17 protein-coding genes and 3 pseudogenes are annotated in these 20873 nt (G+C 67.0%); 8 read left to right on the top strand and 12 right to left on the bottom strand.

All coding sequences use genetic code 11. The features are described 5' to 3' along the window. The first annotated feature begins 303 nt into the window (after positions 1-303). Complete coding sequence (locus A3CE_RS55035; protein ID WP_020640088.1) at positions 304-441, top strand: hypothetical protein; 138 nt, start codon at positions 304-306, stop codon at positions 439-441. Next, on the top strand, positions 432-1082 hold the full coding sequence (gene cas6e, locus A3CE_RS0110750; protein WP_020640087.1) for a type I-E CRISPR-associated protein Cas6/Cse3/CasE: 651 nt from the start codon (positions 432-434) through the stop codon (positions 1080-1082). The genes A3CE_RS55035 and cas6e overlap by 10 nt, the downstream gene beginning before the upstream one ends. Before the next feature lie 3276 nt (positions 1083-4358). Here cas6e and A3CE_RS58515 read toward each other — a convergent pair. Both A3CE_RS58515 and A3CE_RS57965 read right to left on the bottom strand, forming a co-directional pair. Then, positions 4359-6275, bottom strand: coding sequence for a restriction endonuclease (locus A3CE_RS58515; protein WP_245589485.1), 1917 nt, complete (start codon positions 6273-6275; stop codon positions 4359-4361). 982 nt (positions 6276-7257) lie between these two features. Further along, positions 7258-7950 carry a hypothetical protein gene (locus tag A3CE_RS57965; protein WP_211231844.1) on the bottom strand — a complete coding sequence of 231 codons (693 nt, stop codon included), beginning with the start codon at positions 7948-7950 and terminating at the stop codon, positions 7258-7260. Between the two features lie 320 nt (positions 7951-8270). On the opposite strand from A3CE_RS57965, the gene A3CE_RS0110730 reads away from it, so the two are divergent. After that, positions 8271-9149 carry a hypothetical protein gene (locus A3CE_RS0110730; protein WP_020640083.1) on the top strand — a complete coding sequence of 293 codons (879 nt, stop codon included), beginning with the start codon at positions 8271-8273 and terminating at the stop codon, positions 9147-9149. 87 nt (positions 9150-9236) lie between these two features. On the opposite strand, the gene A3CE_RS0110725 is transcribed toward A3CE_RS0110730, so the two are convergent. The 4 genes from A3CE_RS0110725 to A3CE_RS50810 all read right to left on the bottom strand — a co-directional run bounded on the left by A3CE_RS0110725 (position 9237) and on the right by A3CE_RS50810 (position 14324). Beyond that, positions 9237-9788: a hypothetical protein gene (locus A3CE_RS0110725; protein WP_125591983.1), complete on the bottom strand. Its 552-nt coding sequence runs from the start codon at positions 9786-9788 to the stop codon at positions 9237-9239. Between the two features lie 135 nt (positions 9789-9923). After that, positions 9924-12689, bottom strand: coding sequence for a WD40 domain-containing protein (locus A3CE_RS53440; protein WP_051183762.1), 2766 nt, complete (start codon positions 12687-12689; stop codon positions 9924-9926). 1 nt (position 12690) lies between these two features. Then, positions 12691-13575 (bottom strand): DUF4231 domain-containing protein, encoded by an 885-nt coding sequence (locus A3CE_RS0110715; protein WP_020640081.1) that lies wholly within the window; start codon positions 13573-13575, stop codon positions 12691-12693. A 98-nt stretch (positions 13576-13673) separates the two neighbouring features. Continuing rightward, entirely contained in the window at positions 13674-14324 is a 651-nt protein-coding gene (locus A3CE_RS50810) for a hypothetical protein (protein ID WP_245589484.1), read from the bottom strand. 319 nt (positions 14325-14643) lie between these two features. On the opposite strand from A3CE_RS50810, the gene A3CE_RS0110705 reads away from it, so the two are divergent. Together A3CE_RS0110705 and A3CE_RS59560 are read left to right on the top strand one after the other, a co-directional pair. Then, positions 14644-14859 (top strand): hypothetical protein, encoded by a 216-nt coding sequence (locus A3CE_RS0110705; protein ID WP_020640079.1) that lies wholly within the window; start codon positions 14644-14646, stop codon positions 14857-14859. Between the two features lie 67 nt (positions 14860-14926). Next, positions 14927-14983, top strand: a pseudogene (locus A3CE_RS59560) (hypothetical protein); the annotation flags it as partial. Positions 14984-15236: 253 nt separating this feature from the next. On the opposite strand, the pseudogene A3CE_RS55025 reads toward A3CE_RS59560, so the two are convergent. Then, positions 15237-15791 (bottom strand): annotated as a pseudogene (locus A3CE_RS55025) (transposase); the annotation flags it as partial. Between the two features lie 37 nt (positions 15792-15828). On the opposite strand from A3CE_RS55025, the pseudogene A3CE_RS60055 reads away from it, so the two are divergent. Further along, positions 15829-15963: pseudogene (locus tag A3CE_RS60055) on the top strand (phage tail termination protein); the annotation flags it as partial. On the opposite strand, the gene A3CE_RS56405 reads toward A3CE_RS60055, so the two are convergent. Further along, positions 15929-16516: a hypothetical protein gene (locus tag A3CE_RS56405; RefSeq protein ID WP_125591986.1), complete on the bottom strand. Its 588-nt coding sequence runs from the start codon at positions 16514-16516 to the stop codon at positions 15929-15931. The pseudogene A3CE_RS60055 and the gene A3CE_RS56405 sit on opposite strands and share 35 nt — an antisense overlap. A gap of 231 nt (positions 16517-16747) precedes the next feature. After that, on the bottom strand, positions 16748-16963 hold the full coding sequence (locus A3CE_RS56400; protein WP_125591988.1) for a hypothetical protein: 216 nt from the start codon (positions 16961-16963) through the stop codon (positions 16748-16750). 77 nt (positions 16964-17040) lie between these two features. Between A3CE_RS56400 and A3CE_RS0110685 the strand changes: the two genes are divergently transcribed. Together A3CE_RS0110685 and A3CE_RS0110680 are read left to right on the top strand one after the other, a co-directional pair. Next, on the top strand, positions 17041-17292 hold the full coding sequence (locus A3CE_RS0110685) for a hypothetical protein (protein WP_020640075.1): 252 nt from the start codon (positions 17041-17043) through the stop codon (positions 17290-17292). Continuing rightward, positions 17250-17759, top strand: a complete 510-nt coding sequence (locus A3CE_RS0110680; RefSeq protein WP_084641486.1) for a CHAT domain-containing protein — start codon at positions 17250-17252, stop codon at positions 17757-17759. Before A3CE_RS0110685 ends, A3CE_RS0110680 begins: the two co-directional genes overlap by 43 nt. Before the next feature lie 106 nt (positions 17760-17865). Here A3CE_RS0110680 and A3CE_RS0110675 read toward each other — a convergent pair whose 3' ends face one another. From A3CE_RS0110675 to A3CE_RS0110665, 3 genes are all read right to left on the bottom strand, one after another. Beyond that, positions 17866-18678: an ExeA family protein gene (locus A3CE_RS0110675; protein ID WP_020640073.1), complete on the bottom strand. Its 813-nt coding sequence runs from the start codon at positions 18676-18678 to the stop codon at positions 17866-17868. Further along, positions 18675-20081, bottom strand: coding sequence for a DDE-type integrase/transposase/recombinase (locus A3CE_RS0110670; protein ID WP_020640072.1), 1407 nt, complete (start codon positions 20079-20081; stop codon positions 18675-18677). The genes A3CE_RS0110675 and A3CE_RS0110670 overlap by 4 nt, the downstream gene beginning before the upstream one ends. Positions 20082-20150: 69 nt before the next feature. Further along, positions 20151-20567 (bottom strand): helix-turn-helix domain-containing protein, encoded by a 417-nt coding sequence (locus tag A3CE_RS0110665; protein WP_020640071.1) that lies wholly within the window; start codon positions 20565-20567, stop codon positions 20151-20153. Between the last annotated feature and the right edge of the window lie 306 nt (positions 20568-20873).

The following is a 20873-nucleotide window of genomic DNA, read 5'->3' as shown; positions in this document are numbered from 1 at the left end:
CGTGAGGACCAGCCCCGCGCGCGAAGACTACAGCGGCGAGCTGGACGAGGTGCCGACGACCTGCGATCAGCCCCGCGTGCGCGTGGACGACTTCGATCCATACGGGCCTGCCGACTTGGTCGAAGGAACAGCCGCCGCTTATGCGGGGACGACCTGCGGCTGCTGAGCATCGCCGGCGTGCTGCTGGGATCAGCCCCGCGTGCGCGGGGGCGACACTTGCTAACCTGTGAATCTACCAGGAGAAACAGTGTTTCTGTTCAGTTTGGTCGGACGTTCGCTGGTTGTCCCGGAAGTACCGGCACCGTGGGTGCTGAACCACGCCACGACGTCCCCCGCTCCTTCGCCCACGGCGCCCGGCGCTTCGCCACCCGCACCGTCCTTGTCGGCGAAGTCCCGCTGACCGACAACATGATCCCCGCCGGAGACACCACGTGTTCCTGAGCAAACTCACTATCAACGTGCATTCGCGCACCTTCCGCCGCGACTACGCCAACGTCCACGACATGCATCGGACCCTGATGTCGGTCTATCCCGACGTCCCCGCCGACACCCCGAAACGGCAAGCCCACGGTGTGCTCTGGCGCCTGGACAGCAACCGTGGCAGCTACGTCCAATATGTCCAAAGTCACACACGCCCCGACTGGGGCAAACTCCCCGACGGACACCTGACCGCACCCGCCGAAATTCGCACCCTACAGCCGGTTCTCGACGCCATCACCGCCGGCCGGAAACTTGCATTCCGCTTCGTCGCCAATCCCACCAAGTGCGACAACAAGACCCGCCAGCGCATTCCTCTCCGTCAACCGGCCGACCAGATCGACTGGCTGATCCGCCAAGGCCAAACCCATGGCTTCGTCATCCCCGCCACCGCAGCCGGACCCGACATCGCCATTACCCCCACCGCCACCATCACCGGACGCAAAAATGAACCAAGCAAGATCACCATCGAACCCGTCCGGTTCGACGGACACCTCATCGTCACCGACCCCGCCGCCTTCACCGACGCCTTCAGCAACGGCATCGGACGCGCCAAAGCCTACGGCTGTGGGCTGATTAGCCTCGCATCGCCGCGAATTGATTAAACTATAACTAAAACGGTCAGCTGCCTTTGTGGCTTATGGTAATGCCGCTGCTGATATTGACATCGTCGTTGCAATTCCCTGCCGCCGCGGGGATGGTCCTTGGACGATCAACGATAGTGGCTTAGCTTTGAAGTGCTCCTCGCGCCTGCGGGGATGATTGTAAGACGAGGTGCAGGTTGTCGCCGCCGCCGAGTTTACTGTGGCGATGAGGATGATCCGTAGGGTAGTTCGGCGCCTGATACGTCGCGAGCTCGCGCATACGTGTGAATGAATCGCGCCAATTTTCATGTCTATTCGTACGGTAGGCGTGCTCTCCGTGCTCGCGGGAATGAGCCGCTCGTGCAACTCCGGTGTGCGGCGTTCGTAATTGTGGTACTGTGTCCGGGATTGCTCCTCAGGACGGTCCGTTCGCAGTGATCGACGCCATGTGCTCAGGTAATCGCAGGGATGGCCTGTCCGGATCGCCGCCGTCAGGGATCCAGTCATTGTGCTCTACGCGCTGCCGGGAATGACCGCGGATCAGATTCGTCGCGGCCGAAGTTGCGTCGTCGCCTCGTGGCTTCGGGAATTGTTCGTGGCCAGGCTGGAGTCCGCCTGTTGATTGGCGTGGTCCTCGGGCCTTTGGATGACCCGGACTCTGATTTGTCCGCGTCCGTCCAGTCGGCCCGCAGTTAGCCGGCGTATCCCGAACAACGCGGACACTGTCGTCAACGGACCAGCCCCGCGTGCGGGGACAATTGCTGCCATTCTTGCCGGCCAAGGAGGGCCGGGACCAGCCCCACGTGCAGGGGACAAACCAAGCCATCGAACTCGGACCGCTTCTGAAGGGGGATCAGCCCCACGTGCGGGAACAACGATCTCGACGCGGCCGCAGCGGTCGTGTCTCGGGTACCGTCCCTCCTGCACGACTACCACGAGAAGGGCAGTCAGCGAACGGATGGCGGAGCAGCCCCGCTTGTGCGTGGACGACCGCCCACGAAGGCTACGCCGGCGCCTGCTCGCCGGGAACCAGGGCCGTCTGCGCGGGGTACGACACCGCGGGCGAGTTGTCTTCCGCATGGAGCTGGGACCAGCCCACGTGCACGGGACTACCTCACCTGGACGGTGGACGGCGGCCGTTCTGACAGAGAACCTGCCCCGCGTGCGCGGAGAGGACCTGGACGTCGGAGTGAGCGCGTCGATATCACCGGGACTAACCCCGCCTGCGCGGGGACGACTATCGCACTCCGGCCATTCCGGCAGCGATCGCGGGACCAGCCCCGCGGTGAGCGGAGACGACCACCTGGCTTAGCTCCTTCTCAACCACGTTCAGGGAGCAGCCTCGCGTGCACGGAGGCGGCATCCGGAGTTCCTTGTTGCTGTGATACGGGTCGAGACCAGCCCCGCGTGCGCGGCGACAACCTAGCTACGAAACGCGCCTGGGCTACCTGCCGGGACCAGCCCTGCGTACGCGGGGGCAACGATCGGCAAGAGCGAGCAGCGGGTGGTGGTGGAACCAGCCCGCGTGCGTGGGGACAACTCGGCTCCGAGCTGCGCGGCGATGCTGCGGCTCGGACCAGCCCTGCGCGTGCAGGGACAACGGCCTGCTACCCCGCGACGGACTCATGCTGGCAGGAGCAGCCCCACGAGGGCGGGGACGATCATCGACCCAACTTCGCTGTTGATGCTACCGGGGGACTTGCTCCGCGTGGGGACAATGACGTCCGGAAGTCGAGATATCCGCCAGTCATGGGGACTAGCCCCGCCTGCGCGGGGACGATGAGCGGCGCGAACGGCCCTGCTGATTGAAGGAGGGGCCAACCCGGCGTGCGCGGGGACGACCGCCGGACCAGCTCCAGGCCGGTGATGACCTCGGGACCACCCCGCGTGCTCGAGGACGGCAACGCCTCGATCGGCCGCCATGGACAGGCGACCAGCCCGCGTGTGCGGAGACAATCCGGCGCCAGAGCTCGCAGTCTTGGCCGCGGAAGGGACCAGCCCCGCGTCCGCGGGACGATAGCCAGGTGGATCGTCGGCCACAATATCCACGCAGGACCAGCCCTGTGTGCCCGGGGACGACGGGTACGCCACGAACTACGCGGACGTGGGGCTAGGACCAGCCCAGCGTGCGCCGGGAAGACTTGAACCCGAGGAAGGTGTCCGGCCACGGCCAGGGACCAGCCTCGCGTGCGCGGGGACAGCCCCGCCTGCGCGGCGACGACAAGCCGGTGCTGGTGCCAACAGCGACGGGTCGAGGATCAGCCCCGCTTGCGCGGGGACGACATCGCCCCGCCGACGACGAACACCTTCGGGTCTGGGTCAGCCCCGCCCGCGCGGGGACGACTAGATCGGCCGAACCGTCGACACCGCCGTGTTCGGAACTGTCCCGCCTGCACGGAGCGACCCCGCGTCCGCGGGGAGCACGTCAACGTACCGCCGGCGCCGGTGTAGATGTCTGGATCATCCCCGCGTCCGTGAGGAGTACAGGATGCCTCACGCACTGGAGTTGATCACGTCCAGATCATCCTCGGCGTACGCGGGGGTTTCGGTTTCAGCAGGGCTGTGGGTACGGCGAAGCAGGAACCAATTCCGCGCACGCGGGGATGACTACTCCAAGAACGTCTACCCGGCGAAGGTATCTCAGGAACCAGCCCCGCCGGTGCGAGGACGACGACACCGACGGTATGCCGGTCATCGAGGAGGCCGGACCAACCCCGCTTGCGCAGGGACGACACCGGGACCGATGGTACTCGGGGCATTCTCGGGCCAAACCCGCTTGCGCGGAGACGACAAGCGAAGCCCGCCGATGGTCTTGCGTCGGCGAAGACAACCCCGCCTACGCGGAAACGAGGACAGCGGCGTCGATTACGGCACCACGAACCCCGGATCAATCCGCTTGCTCGGGGACGACGGAATCGCGCCGAACCTGACCGAGCAGCTGCCGGGACCAGCCCCGCGTGCGCGGGGACGACGCTGCACGGCAGACCGACGATCGGACGATCATGGGACCAATCCCGCGTGCGCGACAACGACCCGATGTTCTTCACCGGCATGTACGCCGGGGCGGGACCAGCCCCGGGTGCGCGGGGACGACACTTTCGTGAAATAGGCGTGGCGCTGTTGTCGGCGTCAGCTCGACTCATGCTCCGACCGACGCGCCGGCCATGACCTCGATCGGCCAGCCGTGGAGCTTGCCCGCGACGTCGCACACGTTGCTTTCGGTGCTGCTCTCAACTGCCGCAACCGACGGAGTGCTGGTAGTCGCACGCTCGCCCAGTCAAGCTTCTGAGAGTCCTCCTACTTCTGCTTCGTGGCCGTCCAGCCGTGACCGTGGCGCCGACGTCGAAGTCTGAGGCGGATCCACGCTGGGACAAGTCCGCACACCAGGGTAAAGAATGCGGCGCCGATCAGCGCGGTCAGCCATCTGGGCAGGCCGCTCGGCGGACCGAGTGTCAGTACTGACACGAAGTCGAGCGCGGCCCATGCCAGCATGAACCAGAACAACCAGTCCTGATAGACCGGCGCGTCGAACAGTCGCAGCACTGCGTTCATCCGCTTCGGCAACGGCGCCGGCGGACCCGGAAATGGAGTACCGACATCGTCGCCAGTCCGGAGTGCGGTCCCTCTTTGTTCTGGCGTCATTCTGTCGGAAGGGACTGTATCGCCTGATGAATTTGATGCGGTCGGGCCAGAAACTGCGCCTGGGTCGCTACTCTTCTGACGGTTCTTCGGCAGCGGACCGGGAGTCGGACGATCGCCCATTTCTTTCTTGCTGGTATCAGTTATGGGCCGTGTGGCAACAGTCGCCATCGCGAGATCCGCGTGTAGTCCGATATCGCCCAGCTCGGGTGGCAACCGCGCGCGAATGACAGCAAACGACATGCGGCCACGGCTAGTCGTAGCCTGGTAGGCGGCTAGGTACAGGTCACCGTTGACTGCCAACGCAAGCTCAGTGACCGAGGGCGCTAGCGCGACTCGCGCTAACTCTCGACTGGTCCATGTTTCAATCTCAGTCCAGCGAAGGGAAACGCTGTCGCCAACGGTCAGGAAGGAGGTCTCATCGAGCGCGATCAATCCCATGGGATTCGACTGCGCGTCGGTATGCCGTGACTCCTGATCGGTCGCTGGCGACGAGACAAGATAACCTGCGTTTCCGACCGTCAGTAACGCATCGGCAGAAAGCCACGCCGAGGTGAATGCATTGGCGGGCGAGTAATTTATTTTATGCCTTTTTTGAAGGCCGAGCTTGTTGTCCAGTCTGGTTACGGAGGCGCTGTGGTCGAGCAGCCCGCCGTTGTCGAAGATCCAAAGACTGCCATCTGGATGCCGGCATAGGCAGCTGTTCCCAGAGAGACCGCCACCGACTGTCGTGATCTGGCCATCGCGAAAGAGCCCCACGCCGGATCGACGGAGAAACACGATCGATCCGTCCTCGTTGGCTAGCACGTTCCGCTGGCAGTCAGGCACCGGTGCAGCCATTGTCACCCTGTGCGCCTCGAAGTCGACGTCGAGAATTCCGTGTTCAGTCGTCACCAGCAGACTGTTCTGGCCGTGACAGGCGATCCCGAGTTGACCGGATTCGATGCCGGACAGAACGACCTGCGCGTCCAAACCGTCGACAGCTTCAAGCAGGGGGCCGTCAGTCATCTCGCTCGGCGGCCCGAAGCGGATGTCGGGTATCTCGGCGGGCGCGAACAACTGGGCGAGGGGCGTGTACGGCTCACCGTAGAACGAGGCCCGATCGCGAACCAGGTTGAACAGCTCCTGTGGCGGCACCAGTCCGCCGAGCATGGCTTCCCAGTGTTCGATGCTCAGGAGGAGCACTTCGAGCCGGTCGCCGTCGGCTATATCGTCGAGAGCTTCTGGGCTGTAGCCCGACATGGAGAGGAATACACCGTAGGTGCCGGACAAGCGCTGCCGGACGCGTTTCTGCAGCTTGGCGATACGTCCGGTGTCCGCCTTGGTCTTCTCCCACTTGGCCTCGACGACGAAGCGGACGCCGTCGATGGCGAACGCGACGTCGATCTCGCCGGCGGCTCGGACATTGGCCGTGGCCTGGATGCCCCAACATTGTAGGAGTTCAGCGATCATGTTGTTGAAGCGCTGACCACGTGTCTGAGGTGTGTGCCCGGTTAGCTGCTGTAGCTGCCCGTACTCACTGATGAGTTGCCGCCATCGGTCCATGTCAGGTAACACCCGGACAGTCTTGCGCATCCGCACGGCTACCTCACTTTTGACCCCAACTCGCGGCGAACGCAGTTTCAGATAGTGCGCTCGGCGGAGAGCTATTGTCGCTCTCCGCCGGACCGGCCCCGCGTGGGCGGGGGGACACTACGCGCCCTGTCCTGGTGTGTTGATGACGCAGGGACCAGCCCCGTGTGCGGCGGCGACGCGTACAACCATGCGACGCACCTCTTCTGGCGGGACCAGTCCAGCGTACGCGCGGACGGCCCTACGCCGAACGGATTCCACGTCCAGTCGGGACCAGCCCCACATGCACGGGGGCGACCGGTCGATGCTCTTGGTGTTGCCCAGGATCGCCGGACCAGTCCCGTGCACGGGAAAGACCTCGGCTTGCCGGCCGAGCTGGTCGTCCGCTTCGGATCAGTTCAGCGTGCGTGGGGAAGGCTCAACGGATAGGAGCGGACCGGGTTCGTGCCGGGACCAGCCTCGCTTGCGCGGGGGCGACTGCACGCTCGCGACCTGCTCGCTCCCGGCGATAGGACCAACCCCGCTTGCGCGAGAACGACGGGAGTTTCTGATTCGGGCCCCTCCAAGTCCCGACCAGCCTCGCGTGTGCGGGGGACGACCCCGATGGGATCTCCGCGCAATCCCGCTACATAGGACCAGCCCCGCGTGCGCGGGGACGACATCCTGCCCGGCTCGGACGAGTTCAACGCTCTGGGACCAGCAGCCCCGCGTGCCTGGGGACGACGACCCGTCGAGCCCTACGTACTTCAACGGCCCGGGACCAGCCCCGCGTGCGCGGGGACGACCCGATGATCCGCCACGACACCACACCGTTGAGGGGACGAGCCCCGCGGGCGCGGGGACGACGACCTCGTCACGTTCCCGCCCGACGTCGCGGACCAGCCCCGCGTGCGCGGGGACGACACGGGGATCAGCTGCCCGCGCCGGGGACTGCGGCGCTGCTCGTGCACTATTCCTCGTTGTGAATGGCAGGCGGCCAGGTTCCTCATGGCTGTTTCGTCTGGGCTGCGCGCCAACGGGCGTTCAGTTCTTTCTTCCACCCCTTCGGGGGCGGCCACGCCACGCCCCAGACGGCAAGTTGCGCGCGGGTGAAGCCACCTGCGGAAGTGCGAGCGTCTTCGATCTCTGCCGGAGACGGCAGCAGAGGATGATCTTGCCGGCGTAGTGCGCTGGACGGCGGCTCTGTCATCCCGTCCTGATGGCGCGGCTCGGTCGACAGGCCGGGAACGGGACGATGTCGGGACGTTCGCTCGGTCGGCCGGAAGTCCGCGGTGTCGTGAATGTCGACCAAGCCGACCGTCTCGGGTATCTCGACTTCCGTGCGTCCACGCCAACGCACCCACAACGCCACGCACCCGGCGTCGACCTCGGCCAGCAGCTTCCGCAGAGACCATGCTTTCCCGAACTGGTCGATCTCGATCGCCACAGCGGGCAACTCCGCCGGCCGCGTACAGACCACACCCAGCCGAGCACGCTTGATGCCGTTCCCCGATGGCCGCGCGATCCGCCCCTGAACCTCACGCGCGACAGTCCAGCCCTTCTCTCCAGCCCAGCACGCCGTTCGGTCGGTCAACAATCTGGTCGCCTGCGGTGCGCTCAGCCCGCTCAACCGCACCGGCTCCAGGTACCGGCGCAGCGATGCTGCCAAAAGAACAGTTTCGTCGCACACGGAAGCCATGAGGCCACGATAGTTGCGACCGCCTCCGCCCGTCAGCGAAGGTGATCCGTTCGGTCGGCAGGCATCGCGCCTCGCCGCTGGACCCGCGGGCGAAGACTGGTCGCGGCAGGCCGACCTGATGGGATGCGCCGCGCCGCTGCCGTCCGACGGCGACGTGGTCGGCCAGACCCTAAAAGAGAGGCTTCTACACGAGACCCAACCACCATCCCAGAGTGTCAACAACCAGAAGCAGCAGCACACTCAAGAGCCACACAAAGCCATGGCGCGTAACGCCTCCTCTCCCGGCTACGACATACTGCTGAACTCAAGAAGGAGGAATCATGCGCGGCGTCGGTGTCTTCCTGCTGGTGGCCGGTGTCGTCGGCTCGCTCGTTCTTCGATTCAGCCCGGAACCGCTGTCCGTCCTCGACTTCCTCCCGCTCCCGGTCATCTTCCTCGGCGGGTACCTGTACTTCCGCGGCGGGCAGCACGCCGCCCTCCACCTCTCCCGGCAGCCTCACAGCGGCGGGGACTTCGTCCTCTACCTGCGAGCGTTCAGCACTGATCCGACCGCGCTCGGGAGTACGTTCCGCAGCATGTTCTGGGCGGGGCTCGCGACCATGAGCACCGATGTGGAATGTATGGCGACGGCGCTGCTTCCGTTCGGCCGCCTGCACGTGATCGGGCGGCCGGGAGAGGGTCTGCCGCGTCCCGGCGGGAAAACTGTCTACTCGGGCGACGAGGCCTGGAAGCAGGTCGTCCAGGAGATGCTGCTGACCGCCAGACTGGTGGTCGTCCGCCCGGCCGCGAACCCCGGCGTGCTGTGGGAGCTCGCCAGGGCACGCGAGATCGTTCCCGCCGACCGGCTGCTCATCGAGGTGCGCGGCCTGTCCAGCCGTCGGTACCGCGAAACCGTTCAGGCGATGGCAAAGTTCGGCTTCACCATGCCCGAGCGGCGTCCGCGGCGCGGCGGGTTCATCCGGTTCTCCCCGACGTGGCAACCGGAGCTCCTTCCGCTGTCCGGCCCTCTCGTGCGCCGGGGACTGGTCAACGTCTACCGGAGGATGGCGGTGTTCGCGCTCCGCCCGGTCTTCGACCACCACGGCGTGTCGTGGACGCGGCCTTCGGTGTCCGCCGGCAGCGTGGCCTCCCTGGCCGTCATGGGACTGATCGGCCTGGTCATCGTCATCGGGTTTGTCGTCGGTGTCTTCTTCAGCTAGTGCGCGTCTCCGGACGTTGGCGGGGAAATTTGCCGGTGTGAACACACCACGGATCGGAACTCGTCGGCACCTACACAGACACCGGGATCAGCTCGTCACGACGGTTGAGCCGGGAACAAGTTCTCCGTCCTGCCATCTCCACGTGGTGCGTGCGGTACCGCTGGGACAGCAGGTACTGTCGGCATGGCGGTACCAAAGCTCCTCGACGACGACCGTGCCGCGGGCGATCGACGCCCCACCGGTGAGGGTTGCGTGGCCCGCGTCCTCCGGATTCTTCCGGGTCCCGATCGAACCCAAGGCGCGAAGGGATCCATTCGCCGTTCCGATCACGGCGTAGCCGAAAGCCAGCTGGCCGCTCGCGGTCCCACCGTTGTTGTCGCACTCGAGTCCGACCGCCGCTTCCGGCCGGCCGTCGCCGTCCAGGTCGCCGTAGGCCATCACCCGGTGGACACTGCTCAGTGCAACGTGAACCCGGCCCCACTGGGCCGACATTGCTTCGCTTTCGCCGTTCTGGAGGTGCACCGGCTCCTGGATAGAACAGAACTGCGCGGGCAGGGTGGCGTTCGCCCAGTCGACCTTGCGGAGGTCGTCCGGCGCCGGTCCGAGCGCCTCCGGGGCCGTCGCGGTCGGTCCTGGCACCGATGTCGGCGGTTCCACGTTCGGTGGCCGGTTCGGGATTTTGGGAGCGGCCGGCGAACTGCACGAGGTGACGGTGATCAGTGTGGCCAGGGCGACGAGTCGTGCCCGGGAACGAAGTTTCACTTGAGTTGCCTTTCACTCGCATGGTGGGTCGAACGGGAGGTCCGGCAAGTAGTGGTTCCAGTCGTTCTCGGAAATCGGCCGGGAGACTGCGCAGTTGCGGCCGAGGATTCCCGCGGCGTCGGTGTTCCACAGCGTGGTGATCGATTCACCCACGGCGGCGAGAACCCGGCCGTCGGGGCTGAACGCTATGTCCTGGCCACCCCGGTGACCGCCGGTGGCGAGGTCCGCGACCTCGTCGACGTGCGCCGGGTCGGTGATGTCCCAGACGAGCACGCTCCCGTTGTCGTCGGCGGAGGCGAGCAGATGACCGGCCGGGTAGACCGACAGGCTCCGCACGGTTCCCCCGTGTCTCGACGACGAAGAAACGAGCTGCGCAGGAGAACCAGGCGAGAGTCGCCAGACGGTGACGGTTCCGGCCGAGTCGCCGGTGACCAGTGTTTTCGAATCGCCGGCGAACACCGCCGATTTTATTCCGGCGGAGGTGGTGATCGTGGACATCCGCTCCGGGTGCGCGAGGTCCCGGATGTTCCAGATCGTCAGTCCCTCGCGGGCGGCCACGGTGACGAGTGAACTGTCCGGGGAAAACGCCACGTCTCCCTCCCCGACTGCGTCGCGGCGGATTTCGCCGGCCAACTTCGGCTTTCCACCCGACACGGTCCACAGTTGCAGCGGAGTCACGTAGCCGGCAAGCGCCAACACCTTCCCGTCCGGGCTGAACAGGGCGGTCTTGGCCCCGTCCTCTTGGCGCCCTTCGGGGGTGAGCGAGCGCGGCTTCCCCCGGTCGGTCACGTCCCACAGGAGCGCGGGTACGCCGGTCGCCAGCACCTGTCCGTCCGGGCTGAACGCCGAGGTCTGACCACCCTGGTTGAACGTCGTCACGGAGGAAAGCCGTGCCGGGCGCGCACCATCGCGCAGGTCCCACAACGTCGTCGGAAACCCGGCCGCGAGGGTTCTGCCGTCCGGCGAAAACGCCGGGCCGAACGTTCCCACCGGCAGCTGGGCCATCGCGGCGGAACGCACCGCGCCCGCGACCGGCCACACCCGCACGGTGCTGTTGTCCTTGCCGACGGCTTGGTCCCCTGCCGCGCCATCGGTGCTGCCTGACGCAAGATAACGCGAATCACTCGTGAAAGCCAGCACTCGCACGCCGTCCGTGTGGCCGGGCAAAACCGCTTGCTGCCGGACCCGGAACGGATCGCTCACGTTCCACAGGCTGATCGTGCCGTCCCCCGCGCCGGTGGCGAGCGTCTTGCCGTCCGGGGCGTAGGCGACCGCGGAAATGCCCAGGGATGGCCCGGCCATCGTGCTGTACGGGACGGCGTGGCGGGGATCGGCGACGTTCCACAACCTGGCTGTGTCATCGAGGCTGCCACTGGCAAGGGTGCCGTCGTCCGGTGAGAAGGCCAGCGCCGTGACCCCGTTGGAGTGTCCGTTGATGGATGACGCCAAGACCGGGTTCGCGGGATCGGAGAAGTCCCACAGGTTCACAGTTGAGTCTTTGCCGGAACTGGCGAGGTGCCGTGCGTCGTGGCTGAGCGCCATCGCCGCGTCGGAACCGCCGAAGTCCGGTCGCTGCACGACGAGGCGAGGCTTACCGGGGTCCGCGATGTCCAGGACGGACAAGACACCGCCCCCGAGCACGAGGAGCACTGGCGCTCGTGGATCGAACGCGAGCACGCCGACACCTCCGTTCGCGATCGGCGCGCGCAGAACCAGCTTCGCCGACTCCGGCCGCTGGACATCGAAGAGGCGGACAGTGCCGTCCGAACCACCCGTCGCGAGCAGGTGGTCGTCGGGGCTGAACGCGACCGCCGACGTCGACTTGCTGCCCTCCAGGGCGGCGACTGATCGGGGGAGGTTCAGGTCCTGGAGCTTGACACCGAAATCGCCGGCGATCGCCAGGATGTCGCGCTTCGGACTGAAGACGACACCACGGGACAAGCCAGGCGCGGGGAAGACCACCGGGAGCTTGGCGCTGTTCAGCAGCGCACCGACGACCTGCGTGCTCGGCGAGAGCCGGTAGGCCTCGGCGAGCAACTGGCGCGCGAGGTCGGGCTGGGTGTCCTCCATCCGGGCCGCCTGGGCAACGAGCTGCCGCGACGTGGCGTTCATCGTCTGCACTTGCGCCGTGTTCCGCTGCTCTACTGCGACAACCGCGGCCACGGTCGAGGTCGCCAGAAGGACGACCAGGCCGAGTACGCCGACGATGAACAGGCGCATCGCGCGGCGGTGGTACCTGAGGTGGGCGCCGACGAGGTCGTCCTTCGGCACTTCGCGAACAGCCGCCGCGAGATCGGCGACGGCATCGACGAAGCGCGGTGCCCGTCTGCCGATTTCCTCGGCCTCGCGCAACGGGCGGAGGTCCACCCAGCGCGGCTCGGTGAACGGGATGGCGCGCAGTGCGGGCGGAAGGACATCGGCGGAGACGCCGTCGGCGGAGGCGAACTCCCCGTCGGTCAAGCCGATGACGAGCCGGCGCGGCGAACGGTTCGCCAGCCACCAGCCGACTTCCTTGTCGACCCACGGCGAGGCTGCGGCGAGCGGAGAGGCGAGCAGGATGAACCACTTCGAGGCGGACAGCCCTTCTTCGATCGACTCCCACAAGGCACTGCTGGCGGCGAGGTTGGCGTTGTCCCGGAATATCCGGCTCGACCGCAGCCGGTACCAGGGCGTCGCGAACCGCTCGACCTCGCGTTGCAGGAGCGGAGCCAGGTCGCGGTCGCGCGCATGGCTGTAGGACATGAAGGCGTCGAAGCCCGACCCGGTGCGCCTTTTCATCTCAGTTCGTGATCGTCGTGCGGGACGCCCGCCAGGCCAAGTGCTCCCGGCTTATCGTCTCCTCGGCCTCGGCGACCGTCGTGGCCCAGGTCCCCTCCTCGGTCGCGAGGCTGATCCGGCCTTCGACGATCGCGAGCTCGTTCGTCGCGTAAGCGTACGACTGCGCCAGTTGTTCGTACTTCTTCACGGCCAGCCAGGCGACACCGGCGCCCGCCACCGCCGCGACTATTCCGGCGATGTCGAGGTCGACCGCGCCGACCGCGCGCAGAAGAGCGCCGGTGACGCCGGCGGCTTCCGTGAGGACGAGCGCAGTCCGCCAGCGCGAGGCAGCTTTCCGGTTCCCAGCCGACTTCCCGGCGTACCAAGCGGCTTGGTCGGCGAGCCGGTCACGGAGGTACACGTCGCGGCGGTCCCGTAGCTCCGCGTCGCGCAAGGCCTGCAGCGACGGGTCGAGCACGGGTCCGACACGCGCCGTCAGCACCATCGGCGGCGCGCTCTTCAGCATTTCGGCGAGCTGGGCGACGAAGGCCTGCTCGGCCTCCCTCGTCGTCAGGGTCCGGGGGAACGGGTGCGCTCCCATGCCGAACCGCCAGGCCAGCGTTCTGGCGGCCTCGGCCACGACACGCCCGTCGTACCAGGCGCGCTCAGGCTTCTCCCGCACCAGCCGGGCCTCCAGGACGATCGCGCCGACGAGCGCCAAAGCGGTCGCGAAACCCGCGAGATCGGATCCGTTGCGGGTCTTGACCGTCAGCGCACCGGCGACCGCGGCCGAAACCAGGAAGATCAGCCGCAGCGCGGAAATGCGCAGAAATCGCCGTTGCATGCTCACGGAAAGATCGTTCGCGCTGTGAAACAGCGCAGGGAGAGCGGCTTCCGGAAACTCCATCGAAAAGATCCTCTCGCGCCCGGGCCGATGCGCCCGCACAGGGACTACAGTCGTTCCGCACCTCGGTTCGTTACCGGAACCAGCCGGTCAATTCCGGATCATGCTCCGGTCCGGCCGACGGCACCGTGCAGCAGGGTGGACAAGCGTTCGCGAACGGAGGCGTGGTTCCCCGCGTCGACGACGTGCGTGATCGGCGACGCGGCGATCGCGCGCACCCGGGAATCCGGTGAATCCGCAGCAATGCGGTCGGCGGTGCGGCCTGTGCCCGCCACGACCAGGACCGGGATGCGCCGGCTCAGGCTGTGCTCGACGTCGATGACGGTCACATCGCCACCGTTGAGGACCAGTGTCAGGGTTGCAGCCCGGTCGGCGATGGCGGCGGCGACGGCGAACAACCACGGTGACTCGTCACCCCACTCACGCCCAGGAACGGTGAAGAAGTGGGTGTGGTTCGGCTCGAGCGGTACCGAGGCGCCCGCGGCCGCCGTGAGGCAGACTTTCCCGGCCGGCGCAACGCCGATCAACGGAAAGCCGGCGCCTGCCGCAGCGTACGTCGTGCCCATGGCACGCATCACGCCGGAGTCCGTGCCGCCGTAGACCACAGCCGCGCCCAGCCGTTCGAGCAGGGGAACCACGACGTGGCCCAATAAGTTCTCGACAACGGACTCGATGCCCTCGGTCACCCCTGCCGCACCGCCGACCAGTGCCAACACCGGGACGTTCGTCGCAAGCCCCAGCCGGGCGAACACCCGCGGCAGTTCCGCCATTTCGCGCACGGTGGCGGCAGTGTGCGGCCCGGTCATCATCGGACTGTACCGCAGCTCGTCCGGCGGTAACGACTTCTCGCAACCGAGTGACTGTCTTGCCGTCGACGCGGGGAAAGCGGGAGACGCATGCGGGCAGGCAAGACATTAAGCTTCGACGCGTTGATGTCCTACAGCCATGGACGTGACGGTCAGCTGGTGCCCTTCCTGCAGCTTGAGTGACCCGCATCCGCGCGGAAATCGTGGTCCGGGCTCGGCGGGACACCGCATTGTGGACAGGGCTTGGCCGCACAGGCCGGTTTCGGTGGAGCCGGCGCGATCGCGGGTCCGGTGGCTCCGCCGCGCGCAGGGCCGCTGGGTCGCGCAGCAGGTTGAGCAGGTCGGCGCGCCGGTCGTTGTCGCCGAGGCCGGCGAGCAGTTCCGCGGGGTCGGCGGCGGCCAGGCCGCTGGTCTCGCCGTGCCCGCCGGCATTTCCGATCACGACCGCCGGTGCCCGGCTCGCCGAATCCGCCGAGGTTGACCTTCACCTTCGGGGAAGCCGCAGAGTGGTCGTGACCGGGCGCCACGCCCGGAACGAGGAGCCCTCCATGAACATGGTCAGCATCGGCGAGTTCTCGCGGCTGTCACGGCTGTCGGCCAAGGCCCTGCGGCTCTACGACGAACTTGGACTCCTGGTGCCGGCCCACGTCGACGCGGAACCGGATATCGCTGGAACGCGGTCACGCAGCTGGACCACCGGCGCGGTGGTCCCGTCAGGCAGTTTGATCGTCGTGGTCGCCCAGATTGCCCCGCGGTGTTTGCGGGCGAGACGTAGGAGTGGCGCTCCTGTCTGCTGCTGCTACAGTTCGACCACTCCGTCCGTGCTGGAGGTGGTCACGAAGGTGTTTTCGTCGGCGGTCGTTGGAAGCCATGCTGAGTATATCGACGGTCGTGGTGTGCGACCCCAGTTCGCCAGGCGAACGGCACCTTCGCGGCGAACGCCCGTGCCAGCATCGCCATGGCTTGACGCGGCTTGGTCTCGAACTCCGTCCCTCCGGGATCCCCGCCCGCCGGCACCGACCCTGGTCGGCGATCCACGGCTCCGGCAGATAGAGCTCCCGATCGATCAGCGCATGCCCGCGAGCACCGGCATAGGCCAGGAACGTCCCTATCTGGCAGTTCTCGATCCGGCCCGCAGTCCCGGAGTACTGCCGCTGCGCCCCGGCCGACATCCTGCCTTTCTTCAGGAACACCGTCGATGTCCCAGTCCGCCCAGCGCAGCAACCGCTGCATCCTTTCCGGCGACACCTCGCCGGCCTGCTCGGCCAGCGTCCAGCCGTTCTTCCGCTTCAGACCCGCGACCAGCCCAGACACATACTCCCGCGCCCGAGCCCGCGGCTCCGACCGCGCGAACCACCCCGCGATCCGCTCATGCACCCGATCCAGCTGATCCAACACCACATCGACCACCACCAGGGTGATCTACCACAACACCACTAACTGCCGTTGCAGTACTAGGACACGAGTCGCCGAAGTGCTCGTTGACTCCGCACGGACCGACAATCCGCCCACACAGGTGCCATACCCGACGACCGACGACGTGCGACAAGTCATTGGGTACTTTCGTCTTTCTTGGCGGAGGTGAAGCGCTCGAAGTCATCCTCGGCTTTCTCAACAAGCTCTACCCAAGTGCTGAACGGAATTGGGTTCGACAGCGCAGCCTCACCGTTTCCCAGCGTCGCCTCTGCGACAAAGAATTCCACGGTGCCTTGCTCATTCTGATCGAGTCCGTCGAGAAGTTCGATAAATTCGATCTCATATCTCCGCATCGACCCATGTTCGATTCGGACGGGCGCCTCGGGAGGTTGGAGAGCCGATTGGCCATAATGCAGGCGAGGACCACGAACGCTGAACAATACATCCACCAGATCTATCGGCGATCTGCCTTTGTTGAATATTTCGACAACAAGATGGATGGATCGAACAAGATGCTCGCCTTCGGCAGAGGTGCCGAGATATCCCCAGGCGGGGGCATTTTCAGGCTTTTCCTTTACCCTTTGACTCATTCTTGAGTGTGACATTCTCATTTCGATTATCGGCCCAGTTCGACGAAACGAATGAATATTCCAGACGAGCGAACCAGTCGCTGCCATCAACGAGAGTGCAGATACACCTAATGCCCACCACGCAACGCTCACCTAACCCCCTCTGATCGGGCGATCAGTCTATCGCTCTCGTTCAACGATGCCTGACCGCACGAGGAGGCTGAGTGCCAACTGATCGGCGAGGTGTCAGCCCGAGCCAGCTTCCAGGTCGGCACGGGGCTCAGCAGGCTGTACTTCACGCTGTTCCGGAAACCGGTCTCGACGTTCTCGTCTCCGGGCTGACGCAGCGCTCCGCCTGGCGCTGCGCACCAGCGCCGCGACACCTCATTGTTGATCACGGGGGATAGTGTCGCGACGATCGTCTTGCCCTGAACCAGACCAGCGCCGAGGTGCGCAGGGCGACGTCGACGGCCGGGTCACGGTCGCACGGTCGGCGGCCGCGAGGAGCGCGCCGGTTGCGGCCGGCGTGAGCGACCTGGTGGTGGACTTCGTGCCCTTCGGGATGTCCACGCCGAGGTTCGCCCGGTCGATCAGCAGCATCGGGTTGAACTCCGCCAGTCCGGCCTTGACCGCCCACGTGTAGCCTGCCGAGCGCGCCGCGGGGGCAGGCCTTCGCCGTGGGCGGCGCGCGGCTGCGGGTGTTGAGGGTGATCTCCCGGCCGCGTGGCGCCGATGATGTCGGCTACCAGATGATCGCCCGTCCCCTGCTGGGGCGGCTGGAGGCGGTGCGTGGCCAGGTCGAGCTGGTGGTGCTGCGTCCGCCGACGCTCGAGGCGCTGGTCGAGACGTTGCAGGCGGCTCGTGCGGTGGGAACCCGTTCCAGGTCGTGCACTTCGACGGCCGTGGTGTGCTGGCCGGTGCGCTGTTGAGCTTCGGTCAGCCGGCGGGTGAGGGTGTGCTGGTGTTCGAGAAGCCCGAGGGTGGGGCCGACCAGGTGCCGGCGGAGCGGATCGGGCAGGTGCTGGCCGATGCCAAGGTGCCGGTGGTTGTCCTCAACGCCTGCCAGTCCGGCGCGGTCGGCAAACAGCTGGAGGCGGCGGTCGCGACCCGGCTTTTGGCCGGTGGTGCGTCGGCGTTGGTGACCATGGCTTACAGCGTGTACGCCGTGGCCGCGGCGGAGTTCATGACCGCGTTCTACGAGCGGTTGTTCGCCGGCGACACGGTCACCAGCGCGGTTCTGGCCGGCCGTGCCCGGATGGCCCGCCGGCCGGAGCGGCCTTGCCCGAAGGGTGAGTTGCCGCTCGCGGACTGGGTCATCCCGGTGCATTACTGGCGCCGTGAGGCGTCGAGGACACAGGCCGGCGGTCTCCTTTTCACGACTGTTGCCCGGCATTGAAGGTGAGCATGTCGGCGGCGTTCGCGGTGAGCATGTTCAGGGATGAATCGACCCCGCTTGGCTGGCGCCGGGCGGGGTCGTGGTGTTCAGGGTGTCGGTGTGGTGCTCACTCTGCCGTGACCTCGGTGACCGCGATGCGGGCGGAGGATTCGTCGACGATGGTCTTGTCGTCGGCGAACGCGGCGACGAGGGCTTGGAGGGCGAGGTTGTTGACCGCGCGGGGATAGCCACGGCTGGTTTGGTGGATCAGCGCGGCGGCGTCGTCGGAGAAGAGGGTGTCGCTGCGTCCGGCGAGGCCGAGGTGGTGGCGCAGGTAGCTGCCGGTTTCGTCCGGGGTCATGGGTGGCATGGCGTAGCGCAGGCCGATGCGCTGGTCGAGCGCGGCGAGGGCTCCCATTTTCATCCGTCGCCGCAGGGTGGGCTGGCCGACGAGCAGGCAGGCGAACGGGCTGGTGGAGTCCATGTCGTGGTTGGTGAGCATCCGGATCGACTCCAGCTGGGCCTGGTCGAGCAGGTGGGCCTCATCGATCACGAGGACAGGTGTGCGGCCTCGTTCGGCTTGCTCGGTGGCCAACGCGTCCGCGGTCTGCGGGACAAGGGTGGCGTGGTGAACCAGCGGTTGCCCGCCGAGAGCGGCGACGACCTGGTGGTGGATGCCGCGGACCCCGACCGTCGGGTTGGGCAGGTAGATGATCGTGTAACGGGACTTGTCCAGGGTGGACAGTGCGGCGCGGACGGCGACGGTTTTGCCGGCGCCGACTTCGCCGGTGATCACACCGATGCGGCGTTCGGCGACGCACCATCCGATGCGGGCGACGGCTTCGCCGTGGGCGGCGTGGCGGTGCAGCATCCCGGGGGCGAGGTTGCGGCCGAAGGGGGTGCTGGTGAAGCCGTAGAAGTGCTGCATTTTCTCGATCATCGCGCGGTCTCCTCACCGGTGAGCAGGTCCAGCTGCCCCGGAATCTCGGCGTTGTCGCCGCGCCCGGCCAGCGCGGCGTAGTTGACGCGCTGGGCGAGTTCACCCTGGTGAGCCTCGTCGAGCAGGCGGGCGTAGTTGATCCCGGTCGAAACCGGCGGTGGCGGCGGGGTTTCCGGGCGGGCCTTGGGATGAGCGTGCCGCCCGACGCGGTGCGGGACCGCGGTTCCGCGGGGAATGCCGTCGAGACGGACTTCGACGGCGGTGAGGTCGAACGGGTCGAAGACCAGCTCGACCTTGCGTCCCGCCAGTATCGGGTCGACCTGATAGATGTTGCTGTGCAAGGAAACGGTGGCGGTCTTGGTGACGGTGCGGCGTTCCTCCCAGAGGAACGCCTCAGTCAACACGGCCGGAGCCGGCAACTGGAACGGGCCTCCTGTCTGCCAGCGGTGCAAGGGTGGCTGCCCGGTCTCAGAATGCACCGCGTGGTGATATGAGGTCTCGACCCAGGCCGCGAACAACCGGTTCAGCTCGAGCAGATCGCTCACCCGATGCCGGCCAGGTTGATCTGCTTCGCCGGTGATCTCGACCAGGAACTGGTCCCGGACCGTGCGAAATACTCTCTCGATCTTCCCGCGGCCTTGCGGGCGGCCCGGGGAAGAGTGGGTGAGCCTGATGCCAAGTTTCGCGCAGGCGCGCAGCAACCAGGCATCGACGAAGGCCGAGCCGTTGTCGACGTAGATTCCGGCCGGAACCCCGCGCGAGGCCAGCGCCGGGCGCAGCGCGGCGGCGAGGCGGACGGTGTCCTCCGCATAGCCGAACCGGTAGCCGACCAGCGCCCGGGAGTGGTCGTCGATGAAGGCGAACAGGTAGGTCTTGCGGCCGCCGACATGAGGGCCGTGCAGGGCGTCCCCGGTCCAGAGCTCGTTCGGGCGCTCAGCCTCGAACCGGCCGAACACCGACGGCATCGCAGCCGCCGAGCGGGTCAGGCCGAGCCGGGTGAAGTGCCGTTGCAAGGTCCGTTCGTCCGGGGACCAGCCCAGCTGAGCGCGCAGGATCCGGCGGATCCCGGCCGCGGTGCGGTCCGGGTTCTCCCGCCGCAGCGCCACCGCCAGCTCCATCACCTCCACCGGCGTCCGCGCGGTGGCTTGGCGCGGGCTGGGCACCAGCGCGTCGAACCCACCGGCGCGCCAGTCCCGGATCCAGCGGTCCAGGGTCTGGCGCGAGACCCGGACCCGACGCCCGAAGGGATCGGTGTGCTCAGTCTCGGCGATGGCGCGGATCATCCGGCCGCGTTCCTTGGTCGAATGCTGCTGATCCGCGGCCTCGCGGATCAGCTGGTAGCGGAACAACCCGATCGCCCGGGCGCGTTCGGCTCGTGTCTTCTGCTCGTCCTCGGCGCTCACGCCGCGAACCTCCTCATACTCGTATCCACAATGGACCCGAGCAAGACTCACGGCGTGGTCACGATCGTGTCAGGGTGAACTCGTGTTGATCCACTCGCCCGGCCAGCCCGGTGCCAGCAACCGTCCGCCCGAGACCGCGACGGCCACCTCCCAGGGCGACACCATGAGCACGAACCGACGTGCCGCCGCCGTGGTCGCCAGGCTGATCGCGATCATCGCGTCCGCCCAGGCACCGCCACCGGGATCGGGCATCACCGGATCCGGGTCCAGCGCTCGCAACCACACCGTGAACACGCCGCGCACCGCCTCCAGCCGACCGGCGAACCGGCGCAGCCAACCCCGCACCGTCTCCGCCGGCCGCTCCAGCGCCTGCGCGATCCGCCGATGACCCGCACCGGCGGCCTTCGCCGCCAACGCTGCCCCGATCACTGCGGCCAGATCCGCTCGCCGCAGCAACGCCACCACCGGCAGCAACACGTGCGTCACGCCGCAGCCAGCGCACCGGCATCGACGCGGGCGAAGCCGCATCAGCCCCGCTGGTCCCCGCACCGACCGTTCCCGGCCGTGTCCCCAGCCCACCACCGCCGAAGCGCAGTCCGGGCAACTCAGCCCACCCGCCGTGAGCCGCCGCTCGACGGCAGCCGCGTCCGCCTCTACCGTGATCAATCGGTGCCTCCGCACCACCCTCACGGCCCTCCCGCGACACTCCGGCAAGAGACAGCGGGAGGGCCGTGGCCTACTCCGACCTGCTCACGGTGCCGCCGAACACGATCACCGGCAACCCCACCCCGC

The sequence above is a fragment of the Amycolatopsis balhimycina FH 1894 genome, from assembly GCF_000384295.1.
Taxonomy (GTDB): domain Bacteria; phylum Actinomycetota; class Actinomycetes; order Mycobacteriales; family Pseudonocardiaceae; genus Amycolatopsis; species Amycolatopsis balhimycina.
The sequence above is the reverse complement of the archived record's forward strand: the minus strand, read 5'-3'. Positions and strand labels throughout refer to the sequence as shown.

Bases quoted from the DNA above. Each gene is read 5' to 3' on its own strand.
- A3CE_RS0110715 (WP_020640081.1), bottom strand. From the start codon at position 13,575: ATGGAGTTTCCGGAAGCCGCTCTCCCTGCGCTGTTTCACAGCGCGAAC.
- A3CE_RS0110730 (WP_020640083.1), top strand. From the start codon at position 8,271: ATGCGCGGCGTCGGTGTCTTCCTGCTGGTGGCCGGTGTCGTCGGCTCG.
- A3CE_RS0110675 (WP_020640073.1), bottom strand. From the start codon at position 18,678: ATGATCGAGAAAATGCAGCACTTCTACGGCTTCACCAGCACCCCCTTC.
- A3CE_RS56400 (WP_125591988.1), bottom strand. From the start codon at position 16,963: ATGCTGCTGATCGACCGGGCGAACCTCGGCGTGGACATCCCGAAGGGC.
- A3CE_RS58515 (WP_245589485.1), bottom strand. From the start codon at position 6,275: ATGCGCAAGACTGTCCGGGTGTTACCTGACATGGACCGATGGCGGCAA.
- A3CE_RS57965 (WP_211231844.1), bottom strand. From the start codon at position 7,950: ATGGCTTCCGTGTGCGACGAAACTGTTCTTTTGGCAGCATCGCTGCGC.
- A3CE_RS53440 (WP_051183762.1), bottom strand. From the start codon at position 12,689: ATGAAAAGGCGCACCGGGTCGGGCTTCGACGCCTTCATGTCCTACAGC.